Annotated in this window: 12 protein-coding genes; all 12 read right to left on the reverse strand. The window is 65.9% G+C overall.

The window, feature by feature from the left end:
- Positions 1-2: 2 nt before the first annotated feature.
- Complete coding sequence (gene nagZ, locus FAZ98_RS09260; protein WP_158950875.1) at positions 3-1,043, reverse strand: beta-N-acetylhexosaminidase; 1,041 nt, start codon at positions 1,041-1,043, stop codon at positions 3-5.
- Positions 1,044-1,115: 72 nt separating this feature from the next.
- Complete coding sequence (gene acpS, locus FAZ98_RS09265) at positions 1,116-1,511, reverse strand: holo-ACP synthase (protein ID WP_158950877.1); 396 nt, start codon at positions 1,509-1,511, stop codon at positions 1,116-1,118.
- Between the two features lie 73 nt (positions 1,512-1,584).
- A complete protein-coding gene (gene pdxJ, locus FAZ98_RS09270) occupies positions 1,585-2,349 on the reverse strand; it encodes a pyridoxine 5'-phosphate synthase (protein WP_158950879.1) in 765 nt (254 codons plus the stop codon).
- Complete coding sequence (gene recO / locus FAZ98_RS09275) at positions 2,346-3,356, reverse strand: DNA repair protein RecO (protein ID WP_407672059.1); 1,011 nt, start codon at positions 3,354-3,356, stop codon at positions 2,346-2,348. Before recO ends, pdxJ begins: the two co-directional genes overlap by 4 nt.
- A 10-nt stretch (positions 3,357-3,366) precedes the next feature.
- Positions 3,367-4,272 carry a GTPase Era gene (gene era, locus FAZ98_RS09280; RefSeq protein ID WP_158950881.1) on the reverse strand — a complete coding sequence of 302 codons (906 nt, stop codon included), beginning with the start codon at positions 4,270-4,272 and terminating at the stop codon, positions 3,367-3,369.
- Between the two features lie 54 nt (positions 4,273-4,326).
- Positions 4,327-5,592 carry a ribonuclease III gene (gene rnc, locus FAZ98_RS09285; RefSeq protein WP_158950883.1) on the reverse strand — a complete coding sequence of 422 codons (1,266 nt, stop codon included), beginning with the start codon at positions 5,590-5,592 and terminating at the stop codon, positions 4,327-4,329.
- A 141-nt stretch (positions 5,593-5,733) separates the two neighbouring features.
- Entirely contained in the window at positions 5,734-6,630 is an 897-nt protein-coding gene (gene lepB, locus FAZ98_RS09290) for a signal peptidase I (RefSeq protein ID WP_158950885.1), read from the reverse strand.
- 33 nt (positions 6,631-6,663) lie between these two features.
- A complete protein-coding gene (gene lepA / locus FAZ98_RS09295; RefSeq protein ID WP_158950887.1) occupies positions 6,664-8,457 on the reverse strand; it encodes a translation elongation factor 4 in 1,794 nt (597 codons plus the stop codon).
- A gap of 153 nt (positions 8,458-8,610) precedes the next feature.
- A complete protein-coding gene (locus FAZ98_RS09300) occupies positions 8,611-8,922 on the reverse strand; it encodes a glutaredoxin family protein (RefSeq protein WP_158950890.1) in 312 nt (103 codons plus the stop codon).
- Positions 8,923-8,936: 14 nt separating this feature from the next.
- On the reverse strand, positions 8,937-10,484 hold the full coding sequence (locus FAZ98_RS09305; RefSeq protein WP_158950891.1) for a DegQ family serine endoprotease: 1,548 nt from the start codon (positions 10,482-10,484) through the stop codon (positions 8,937-8,939).
- 24 nt (positions 10,485-10,508) lie between these two features.
- Positions 10,509-11,582, reverse strand: coding sequence for a MucB/RseB C-terminal domain-containing protein (locus FAZ98_RS09310; protein ID WP_158951932.1), 1,074 nt, complete (start codon positions 11,580-11,582; stop codon positions 10,509-10,511).
- Positions 11,583-11,587: 5 nt separating this feature from the next.
- On the reverse strand, positions 11,588-12,244 hold the full coding sequence (locus FAZ98_RS09315) for a sigma-E factor negative regulatory protein (protein ID WP_158950892.1): 657 nt from the start codon (positions 12,242-12,244) through the stop codon (positions 11,588-11,590).
- Positions 12,245-12,250: the final 6 nt, after the last annotated feature.

Consider the following 12,250-nt stretch of genomic DNA (forward strand, 5'->3'; position numbering starts at 1 on the left):
GTTCAGGGGAGCACGGAACGCAGTAGCGCTTGCGCTTCGATGTAGCCCGGGTCGGCCACGAGCTTGTCCCAGCGCTGCGCCTTGCCGCGCGCGCTCATGCGCTTGATGCGGCGCGCCGAGGCCTTCGGCGAACGCCGCGGCTCGACCGCGCGCAGCGCGTCGAGCACCTTTTCCGCTTCGTGCGGCTGGTTGCAGATCAGCACCATGTCGCAGCCCGCCTCGAGCGCCGCGCGCGCGCCTTCGGCGAGCGTGCCGCCCTGGCGCGCCGCTTCCATCGAGAGATCGTCGCTGAAGATCGCGCCCGTGAAACGCAGGCGCCTGCGCAGGATTTCCTCGACCCAGATACGCGAGAAGCCCGCCGGTTTGGCGTCGACCTTCGGGTAGATCACGTGGCCCGGCATCACCGCCGAGAGCGACAGGCCGAGCCAGTCGTACGGCAGCGCGTCCTCGCACAGAATGGAGTCGAGCGGCCGCTCGTCCACCGGCACCGCGACGTGCGAGTCGGCGGTGGCGAAGCCGTGCCCCGGGAAATGCTTGCCGCAGTTCGCCATGCCCGCGAGCGCGAGGCCATGATTCAGGCTCTTGGCGAGCAGCGTGACCACGCGCGGGTCGCGGTGAAACGCGCGGTCGCCCACGACCTTCGACTGGCCGTAGCCGAGATCGAGCACCGGCGTGAACGACAGGTCGATGCCGCACGCGCGCAACTCGCTCGCGAGGATATAGCCCACCGCCGTGGCGAGCTTGGTCGCGAGCAGCACGTCCTTGTCCCACAGCGCGCCGATGCGGCCCATGGCGGGCAGCACGGTGAAGCCGTCGGTGCGAAAGCGCTGCACCCGCCCGCCTTCGTGGTCGACGGCGATCAGCAGGTCTTCGCGCACGGCGCGAATCGCGTCGGTGAGCGCGACGAGCTGCGCGCGGTTTTCGTAGTGGCGCGCGAACAGGATCACGCCGCCGGTCATCGGGTGCGCGAGGCGGCGCACGTCGTCGTCGGTCAGCGTGGTGCCGACCACGTCGAGCATTACCGGTCCGGGAGGTCTCTTCATCGATCAGTCTGGGAGAAAGGTTGAGGCGGCAAAAGCGTATCGGCTCTCGCGCCGATTCGCCGGGGGATCCGCTTATTTCGTTTCGGCGACGACGAACGACACCGCGTAGTCGCGCTCGTCGGTGATGGTCACGTGCGCGGTGATGCCGCGTTCGTCGAGCCATGCCTTGAGCACACCCGACGTGACGATCACGGGGCGCCCGCTGCGTTCGTTGAGCGTTTGCATCGCGCGCCATGTCATCGGCATGCGCATGCCGAGGCCGATCGCCTTCGAGAACGCTTCTTTCGCCGAAAACCGCGTGCACAGATACGCGAGGCCGCGCACTTCCGAACGCGCCTTGCGCGCCTCGTAGACCGCGAGTTCCTCGGGGCCGAGCACACGCGCCGCGAAGCGGCCCTGGGTGCGCTCCATGACCGCCGCGACGCGGCTCACCTGGATGATGTCGGTGCCGATACCGTAGATCGCCATGAGGGGTCCGCCGGTGATGAGAAGTGGGCGCGCGCGTCCTGCCGCGACGCGGCGCGTGAGCCGGATGCGGCGCTCAGCCTTGCGAGCCGAGACGCGCGGCGACCATGATCGCCTTCATTTCGCGCACCGCGTTTTCCCAGCCCGCGAAGATCGCGTGCGCGACGATCGCATGGCCGATGTTCAGCTCGACGATGCCTTCGATCGCCGCGATGGGCTGCACGTTCGTGTAGTGCAGACCGTGCCCCGCGTTGACCTTGAGGCCGAGGCTGTTGCCCGCGTTCACGCCCGTCACCACGCGCTCGAATTCGCGCGCCTGTTCCGTGGCGTCGTGCGCTTCGGCGTAGCGGCCCGTGTGCAACTCGATCACGGGCGCGCCGGCTTCGTGCGCGGCGCGAATCTGCGTTTCGTCGGGGTCGATGAAGAGCGAGACGCGGCAGCCCGCGTCGGCGAGTTGACGGCACGCGGCCGCGACGGCGTCGAAATGGCCTGCCACGTCGAGGCCGCCTTCGGTCGTCAGCTCCTCGCGCTTTTCGGGCACGAGGCAAACGTCGTGCGGCTTGATCTCGCACGCGATGTCGAGCATCTCGCTCGTGACCGCGCATTCGAGATTCATGCGCGTCTTGAGCTGCGGGCGCAGCGCGCGCACGTCGGCATCGACGATATGACGGCGATCCTCGCGCAGGTGCAGCGTGATCGCGTCGGCGCCCGCCTCTTCGGCGAGCAGCGCCGCGCGGATCGGATCGGGGTAAGCGGTGCCGCGCGCGTTGCGCAGCGTGGCGACGTGGTCGATGTTGACGCCTAAGTCGATCACGTTGGGCGAAGTCAGAAAGAAGCTCATAGGTTCTGCAAGTCGATCAGGATCTGGCGCGTCGCGAGCGGCGTGCCGCCGAGGTAGGTGTTCAGCAGGAAGCGCATGAGCGCCTTGCTCTGCGAAACAGTCTGGGGACGATGGTAATCGTCCTCTTCCATGTCGAGCAACGTCTGGCCGGAAAGCACGGGCCACTGCGCGGGCCATTCGTCGGAGGCTTCGCGCACGCCGCGCTCGGGGTCGAACACGTAGCGGCCTTCGGCCACCACGGTCTTGCGCGCGACGGTGCGGTTGAGCGCGAGCGCATAGCCGGTTTCGCGCAGCAGCACGCGCTCGAACGAGCGCAGCACCTGCACGGGCGGCTCGTCGTGCGCGAGGCGCGTGAGCGTGACCACGTAGTGGCGAAAGAGCGCAGGGTGCGAGTCTTCGCGCGCGAGGAACTTGACCAGCAATTCGTTCACGTAGAAGCCGCACAGCAACGCGCCGCCGGCGAGCGGCAACATGCCGCCAACCCACTCGGCGCCGGTGAGCGTGCGCACTTCGCCCTTGCCGGACCATGAAAGCGTGAGCGGCTGGAAGGTTTGCAGCACGCCGCGCAGCGCCGAATGCGGACGCTTCGCGCCTTTCGCGACGAGCGCGACGCGGCCGTGATCGCGCGTGAGCACGTCGATGATGAGACTCGTCTCGCGATACGGATAGCTGTGCAGCACGAAGGCCGGCTGTTCGGCCACGCGGTAATCGGGCGTGGCGCTGCGCGACGCGCGCGGCAATTGCGAGCGCGCTGTGGTTTTACGCGGGCTGGAACCGGAGCGAGACTCGGGGCGAGACGGCGCGCGGCCTTCGAGCGTGGCGTCGGCGTTTTCGCTCATGGCGTCGCGCTCGCCGGCCGCGGCGCTCGCGGACTTGCCGCGCTTGAACGCCTTGGGCGGCTTGACGGCGCGCGGGCGCGCCTCGTCGTAGCCGGCGTCGTCCGACGGCGCTTCGTCTGTGGGCCAGTCGTCTTGCACGGTGGCGGCGGCGCCGTCGTTCATAGACAGTCCGTGGCGCTTACTCGTAACCGTAGGCGCGCAGGCCGGCTTCGTTGTCGGCCCAGCCGCTCTTCACCTTGACGAAGGTTTCGAGATACACGGGACCGTCGAAGAGCTTTTCCATGTCGAGGCGCGCCTCGGTGCTGATCTGCTTGAGCTTCGCGCCTTTCTGGCCGATCACCATGGCCTTCTGCGTGTCGCGCTCGACGAGGATCGTCGCGAAAATGCGGCGCAGGCGCCCTTCCTGCTCGAACTTGTCGATCAGCACGGTGCTCGTGTACGGCAATTCGTCGCCGGTCCAGCGGAAGACTTTTTCGCGCAGGATTTCGGCGGCGAGGAAGCGCTCGCTGCGATCCGTGAGATCGTCTTCGCCGTAGATCGGCTCGCCTTCGGGCAGATACGGCTTGAGCGTGGCGAGCAGGCGCTTGATGTCGTCCGCGTTCTGCGCCGAAAGCGGCACGATTTCGCGGAATTCGCGCAGCCCTTGCACCTGCTGGATGAACGGATACAGCGTGGCCTTGTCGCTCACGCGATCGATCTTGTTGGCGATCAGGATCGTAGGCGCGCCCGGCGGAATCAGATCGAGCACCTTCTGGTCGTCGGGGCCGAACTTGCCCGCTTCGATCACGAACAGCACGGCATCCACGGAACTCAGCGTGGACGTCACCGCGCGATTGAGCGAACGGTTGAGCGCCGTGCTGTGGCGCGTCTGAAAACCGGGTGTGTCGACGAAGATGTACTGCGCGTCTTCGGTCGTGTTGATGCCGGTGATGCGGTGACGCGTGGTTTGCGCCTTGCGCGACGTGATGCTGATCTTCTGGCCGACCAGCGCATTCATCAGCGTGGATTTACCCACGTTGGGCCGGCCGACGATCGCGACCATGCCGCAACGAAAACCGGCAGGAGTGGAAGTGGGAGCGTTCATGATCGGATCGGGAGAGAAAAACGGGAGGCGCGCTCGCGGCGCGCCCGGATGAAATCAGTGACCGGCGTCGGCCGCGCGGACCGGCATGGCGGCGTCGGCGCGCGCTTCGGTGTCGCCCTCGGCGCGCGCGTCGTGCTTGCTGGCGCGCTCGGCCGCATCGCCCGCATTCGCGTTCGCATTGGCGTTCGACGTGTCGCGATGACGCTGCGGCGAGCGTTCGCCAGCCGCCACCGCTTCGCCGCGCTCGACGGCGCGCAACGACGACTCCGACTTCGACGCGCCCGCACGATGACCCACGGCAGTCGCGGATGGCACGTTGTCGGCATGCGCCGGCTTGTCCTTCTCCGCCGGACGCTCCTGCACATGCGCCGCGCGAATCACGGCGAGCGGCGCGGTTTGACCGGCCTGCGCGGCTTGCGCGGATTCGCTGCCTTCTTCGGCCGCGTTCGTGCCCGCGGCACTGGCGGCGCCCGTGGCATGCAGCACCGGCCGTTCGGCCCGCGCCTCGCCGCGCGCGGCACGTTCGCGGCGCTCCGGCGTACGCAGATCGAGCGCGCCTTGCACGCCCGTCACGCCGGGCACGACTTCGGGTTCCGGCCGCGGCGCGCGCGCGCCCTTCGAGCGGCGAGGCTTCGCGGCCAGCGCGGGCGCCGCCGCCATCACCTCGTCGAGCGCCTTCTTCGCGGCGGCCTGCTCGGCCGCGCGACGGCTGGCACCGGAACCCGACACCTTCACGTCGAGTTTCGGCACCGTGCATTCGACTTCGAACTGCTGATTGTGCGCTGCACCATGCGTTGCCACGACCGTATAGGTCGGCAGCGCGATCTTGTGACCTTGCAGATATTCCTGCAGCAGCGTCTTGGCATCCTTGCCCAGCGTGCGCGGGTCGATGTGATCGAGGATCGGTACGTAGAGGCGCTTGATGACCGTCTGGGCGGCGTCGAAACCGCCGTCGAGAAAGATCGCGCCGAAAATCGCTTCGAGCGCATCCGCCAGGATCGACGGACGACGGAAACCGCCGCTGCGCAACTCGCCTTCGCCGAGACGCAGGCCGTCGGCAATATTCAGGGCCTGAGCGATTTCGTAAAGCGACTGCTGCTTGACCAGATTCGCGCGCACGCGCGACAGGTCGCCTTCGTCCAGCTTGCCAAATCGTTGGAACAATAGGGCCGCCACCGCGCAATTCAGAACCGAGTCGCCGAGAAACTCGAGGCGTTCGTTATGCGTGGCACTGTGACTGCGGTGCGTTAAAGCCTGGCGCAACAATTCCGCATTGCGAAATTCGTAGCGCAAACGGCTTTCCAACGGAGATAGGGGCATGGGGAGAGTATAACGCGCCCGCCGCCCCGGGCGAAAACACGGGGCGGCGGGCGAAAAACCATCACGAAGCGACGTTACCGGCGGTTCTTCAAGTAGCGCGCGAAGAACGTAAGCGCCGTTCGCCTCGCCTGATGCGCGAACTTAATCGAACGAACCGATGCGCTTGAGGCTGCTGAAGTTCATCCAGATAAAGAACGCGCGGCCGACGATGTTCGCGTCGGGCACGAAGCCCCAGTAGCGGCTGTCCGCGCTGTTGTCGCGATTGTCGCCCATCATGAAGTAGTGACCCGGCGGCACCTTGCAGATCTCGCCGCGCTCGTTGTACTGGCAGTTGTCGCGGAACGGATAGTCTTCGGCACCGACGACGAACGGCGGCACGGCGGGATTGTTCAGGATGTTGTTCTTGCGGCCGTTGCCGAGGTCTTCCGTGAACTGCTTCGCGTAACCGATGCGCTCTTCGTCGAAGTAATCGCCTTGCGGCACTTCGGGCACGGGCTTGCCGTTGATGGTGAGCTGCTTGTCCTGATACGCGACCACGTCGCCGGGCAGGCCGATCACGCGCTTGATGTAGTCGACCGACTCGTCTTTCGGATAACGGAACACCACCACGTCGCCGCGTTCGAGCGGGCGACCCTGCGTGATCTTGGCGTTCGTGATCGGCAGACGAATGCCGTAGTCGAACTTGTTCACGAGGATGAAGTCGCCCACCAGCAGCGTGGGCACCATCGAACCCGACGGAATCTTGAACGGCTCGACCACGAACGAGCGCACGAGGAACACGACGAGAATCACGGGGAAAAAGCTCGCCGTGTATTCGAGCCACCACGGCTGGCGCAGCTTGTCGTTGCGCAAACTCTGCCGCGTCTCCGCGGCGTTTTCGTCGGCGAAACGCTCACCCACGCGCGTTTGCTGCTGATCGAACTCCGCCACCGCCGCATCGGCGGCGAGACGCCGGCGCGGCATGAAAACCAGTTTGTCTGCTACCCACGCAATGCCCGTCAGCAAGACGAGCACAAAAAGAATCAGCGCAAAATTCATGTAGAGGTCCGTAGTGCGGCTTATTGGCGTGACTTATTTGTCTTCGACACGAAGGATGGCGAGGAAGGCCTCTTGCGGAATTTCCACCGAGCCCACCTGCTTCATGCGCTTCTTGCCTTCCTTCTGCTTCTCGAGGAGCTTCTTCTTACGGGAGATGTCGCCGCCGTAGCACTTGGCCAGCACGTTCTTGCGCAGCGCCTTGATGTTTTCGCGCGCGATGATGTGCGCGCCGATAGCCGCCTGAATGGCCACGTCGTACATCTGGCGCGGAATGATTTCGCGCATCTTCGCCGCCACTTCGCGGCCGCGATACTGCGACTGCGAGCGGTGCACGATGATGGACAGCGCGTCGACCTTGTCGCTGTTGATCAGCATGTCGACCTTCACGACGTCCGCGCTGCGGTATTCCTTGAACTCGTAGTCCATCGACGCATAACCGCGCGACACCGACTTCAGACGGTCGAAGAAGTCGAGCACGATTTCCGCCATCGGAATTTCGTACGTGAGCTGCACCTGGCGGCCGTGATACTGCATGTTGATCTGCGTGCCGCGCTTTTGCGTACAGAGCGTGATGACCGAGCCCACGTAGTCCTGCGGCATGTACAGGTTCACGGTGACGATCGGCTCGCGGATCTCGGCGATCTTGTGCGGCTCCGGCATCTTGGCCGGATTCTCGACCTTGATGGTCGTGCCGTCGGGCTGCACGACTTCGTACACCACGGTGGGCGCCGTGGTGATGAGGTCCATGTCGAACTCGCGCTCGAGCCGCTCCTGCACGATCTCCATGTGCAGGAGACCGAGGAAGCCGCAACGGAACCCGAAGCCGAGCGCCTGCGACACTTCCGGCTCGTATTGCAGCGAGGCGTCGTTGAGCTTGAGCTTTTCGAGCGATTCGCGCAGCGCGTCGTACTGGTTCGCCTCGACCGGATACAGCCCCGCGAACACCTGCGGCTTGACTTCCTTGAAGCCCGGCAGCGGTTCGGCGGCAGGCCGGTTCACGAGCGTGACGGTGTCGCCCACCTTGGTGGCGGCGAGTTCCTTGATGCCCGCGATGATGAAGCCCACCTGCCCCGCCGACAGCGATTCCAGGTTGCGCGACTTCGGCGAGAACACGCCCACGTGCTCGACCGGATACTGCGCGCCGGTCGCCATCAGCTTGATCTTGTCCTTCGGACGCAGCGTGCCGTTGACGATACGCACGAGCATGACCACGCCGACGTAGTTGTCGAACCACGAGTCGATGATAAGCGCCTGCAGCGGCGCTTCCGGGTCGCCCTTGGGCGGCGGCACCTTGGCGATCAGCGCTTCGAGCACCTCGTCCACGCCGAGGCCGGTCTTCGCGCTACAGCGCGTGGCGTCGGTCGCGTCGATGCCGATCACGTCCTCGATTTCCTCGATGGCGTTTTCGGGGTTGGCGGCGGGCAGGTCGATCTTGTTGAGCACCGGCACGACTTCCACGCCGAGTTCGATCGCCGTGTAGCAGTTCGCCACCGTTTGCGCTTCCACGCCCTGGCTCGCGTCCACCACGAGCAGCGCGCCCTCGCACGCGGACAGCGAGCGGCTGACCTCGTACGAGAAGTCGACGTGCCCTGGCGTGTCGATCAGGTTCAGGTTATAGACCTTGCCGTCTCGTGCCTTGTACGAGAGCGCGGCGGTCTGCGCCTTGATCGTGATGCCACGCTCGCGCTCGAGATCCATCGAGTCGAGTACCTGCGATTCCATTTCGCGGTCGGAGAGACCGCCGCAAATCTGGATGATGCGATCGGCGAGCGTCGACTTGCCATGGTCGATGTGCGCAATGATCGAGAAGTTACGAATATGATCCATTCAGTGCCGATCAAGCGAAAAAGGCGCGCCCCAACGAAAGCTGGGCACGCCTCGTAAACAGATGAAAAACCGAGCTATTTTAGCCGAAAAGGGGTGCGGCAGGCGAACCGTCGCATGAAGCGTGTTCGACGAGCGCGCCGCGACCCCGCTTTTTTACGCGCCGCTTTCGGGCGCGCCCGCGCTGACGCCCAATGTGGCACGCACGCGCGCCTCGTCGAGCCGGTAGTGACACAGCTCGATACCGTCGCACACGAGCACCGGCACGAGTTCGTCGTAACGCGCGACGAGCGCGGGGTCGGAATCGACATCGACCACGTCGAGCCGCGCGCCGGCCGCCGCCACCAGCGGCTCCAGCGCGATGCGCATGTCCTCGCAGAGATGACACCACGCACGGCCATACAGCACCAGATGCGCGCTCGCGCGCTGCACCGGCGGCTGAATGGCGGGCGTGGTTCGCGAATTCATGCGCCTGCCGCTCCTTACTTCTGACCCGGCGCGCGCGGACGGATCGGCACGAACTGGGTGTTGTCGCCGCGACGCACGAGCACCGCCACCATCTTCTGCGGGTCGAGATGCGCGGTCGCTTCCTGGAACTGCTTCGCGCTCGTGATATCCGTGTCGCCCACGCGCAGGATGATGTCGCCCTTCTGCAGACCGGCGCGCGCCGCGGGGCCGTCCACCGTGTCGACCAGCGCGCCGCCCTTGATCTTGAGCTGCGCCATCTGGTCGGCGGGCACGTCCACCACGGCGAGACCGAGCGCGTTCGAGGGCCGCGGCTTCGGTTCCGGCGCCTTGCGCTGGTCCGCCTTGGCCGCCTTGTCGGACTGCATCTCGGCAACCGTGATCGGCAGGTCGCGCGTGGCGCCCTTGCGCCAGATCGTGATCGTCGATTTGGTGCCCGGCTTGGTGTCGCCGACCATGCGCGGCAAGTCGGTGGCCGCATCGACCGTTTGACCGTTGAACTTCAGGATGATGTCGCCCGGCTGGATACCCGCCTTCTCGGCCGGACCGCCCGGCTCGACGCTCGAGACGAGCGCGCCTTGCGCCTTCGGCAGACCGAGCGAGTCGGCCACGTCCTTCGTCACTTCGCCGATCGCCACGGCGATACGGCCGCGCGTGACCTTGCCGCTCGTCTTCAGTTGATCGGCCACGCGCATCGCCTCGTCGATCGGAATCGCGAACGAAATGCCCATGAAACCGCCGGTGCGGCTATAGATTTGCGAGTTGATGCCGATCACCTCGCCCTGCATGTTGATGAGCGGACCGCCCGAGTTGCCGGGGTTCACGGCCACGTCGGTCTGGATGAACGGCAGATAGTCGCCCGTGTCGCGCCCCTTGGCGCTGACAATGCCGGCCGTGACCGTGTTTTCGAGCCCGAACGGCGAGCCGATCGCCACGACCCACTCGCCCACCCGCACCTTGTTCGAGTCGCCCATGGCCACAGCCGGCAGATTGGTGGCCTGGATCTTGACCACGGCGACGTCGGTGCGGTCGTCCACGCCGATCAGCTTCGCCTTGAATTCGCGCTTGTCGGTGAGCGTGACGTAGATGCTGTCCGCGTCGTCCACCACGTGCGCGTTGGTCATCACGTAACCGTCGCTCGAGAGGATGAAGCCCGAGCCCACGCCGCTGTTCTGTTCGGAGTCGCTGCCGCTGTCCGGGCCGGAGTCGCTACCCTGGCCGCCCTGGCTGCCACCGCCTTGACCGCCCTGACCGCCTTGGCCACCCTGCCCGCCGCGCGGCGACTGGCCGCCGCCTTGCGGACCCTGCGGCAGCGGAATGCCGAAGAAGCGGCGGAAGAATTCCGACATGTCGCCGTTGTCCATGCCCGGCGGCAAGCCGCGCTGCGAGAGCGCGACACGCGTGGTCGTGCGGATGTTGACGACGGAAGGCCCCACCTTGTCCACGAGGTCGGCAAAATCGGGCAGATTGGCAGCCGGCGCCGCCGATGCCACATGCGGCGCGAACGGCAGGCAAGCCGCCACGACCGCGGCCGCGAAGAATTTGCGCAGCGGGAGAATCGTCATATCGAAGTCAGCCGAAGGAAGGGGTTACCTGGGAGCCTTGTATTCTATGGCAGACGCGAACTGCTGCAACGTGGCTTGAGGCACTTCGCCGAGCAAAGTAATGAAGTAATCGCCGCTGCGCTTCACCAGCACGTGGGTGGCGCCGTTGCTGCCCGAACCTTCCTTGCGGCTGTTGTGCTCGACGGGCTCGACGAAAATGGAGATGGCCGACAAACCGTCCGAGAACACCGCCTGATCGACCGGAATGGGCGGCTCGTTCGGATCGCGCGCGGCCATCGGGCGGCGCAGCTCGCGAATTTTGCGAAAGCCCGGCGCGCCCGCGCCGAACGACCAGCCCTGCGACTCCATGTCAACGGTTTCCAGCGGCGGCCGCACCACCGTCCAGCCCGCCGTGTTGCGCATACCGTTGACGATCGCGGTCTTGTCGCCCGCCAGGCCGGTGCCGATGCGCACTTGCGTAAACGCGAGCTGCTGCAGCACCTGGCCGTTCGACGGATCGAGCATCTGCGAGCGCAGCAGCAGACCCGTTTTGGCGTCCGCCCACAGCTTATAGGCGAAACGGAAATTGTCTTTCGGATCGAGTTCGACGACCTGACTGTCGATGCCCGCCACGCGGTCGGTGCCGAGCAGCTTCGGCTCGTAGACGCTCAGCACCTGGTCGCCGCTCGTGGAGAGCAGCGCCGGAAACGCGTCCTTGTTCTGGCGTTTTTCGACGACGAGCAGCTTGCGCTCCGGCACGAACGTATAGAGATCGTCGTTATGGCGCAGCATCTTGCGCGGCTTGCCGTCGAGGCTTTCGAGCTGCTCGAACTCGCCGTCGGCTTTCGTGGCGTAGTGCGCAATGCGCGACGACTGCACGAACGCGCCGCGCTGATAGACGAACGTGCCTTCGTAATTTTGCTGCTGGGCAGCCTGCTGGATACGATCGAGGAGCTGCGCGGCGTTCTGGCGCGTGGCCGGATCGGCGGCAGCGGCCGACGCGCCTTGCGCGTGGGCCTGCGAGGCAGCAGACAGAGCGGTGAACATCACGGCCGCGCAGCACAGGAATGCCGGCAACCGCCCCCAGTTTGTCGTTTTATTCAACCGCGATGTCTGCATCAAGCTTATTGGCCTTGCGTGGTAAGGGCCGCCGATCGGATGTACGGCATCGAGTCCGACATGACCGGCTGCTGCGCGAACTGCTGATGGGCTTCGAGATACGCGTCGAGCTGGGCGTCGCGGATGATGTTGGCGTCCTGACCGCCCGTGGCCGCAGCCGGCACCGTGTTCAGGCCGACGCGTTGCATGCCGTCGCCCTGCTGGACCGCGGCGATCTGCGGCGCGCCGGCCATACCGGCACCGCGCATTTGCGGCATGACGATCCACGTGAGCGTGGCCGCGGCGGCTGCCACGGCGAGCGAAGGCACGACACGGCGGCGCAGCGCGAGTATGCGGCCGACGCGCGCGTTGCGCTCCGACGCCTGCGCGCTGACTTGTGCGGCTGCGGGCGCGAGCAAGTGCGGCTCCGCTTCGAAGCGCGCGGCGAACCCCGACATGAACGCGCGGCTCGCGGCCTGGCTCAGGGCCAGATCGTCAGAGCGCAGCACGTCGCCGATCAGGTGATAGTCCGCCCAGGCCGCGTGGCCCTCTTGATCGAGTTCAGCGAAATTCGCGTTCGGCTGTTGCGCTGCGAGCCATTCGCCGTCGACGATGGCAGACAGGCGCTCGCCGCGCGAGCTCGCGACCGAATTCAATTCCGATTGCATCGAGACCGACCCCATGATGCT

The sequence above is a fragment of the Paraburkholderia acidisoli genome (assembly GCF_009789675.1).
Taxonomy (GTDB): Bacteria; Pseudomonadota; Gammaproteobacteria; order Burkholderiales; family Burkholderiaceae; genus Paraburkholderia; species Paraburkholderia acidisoli.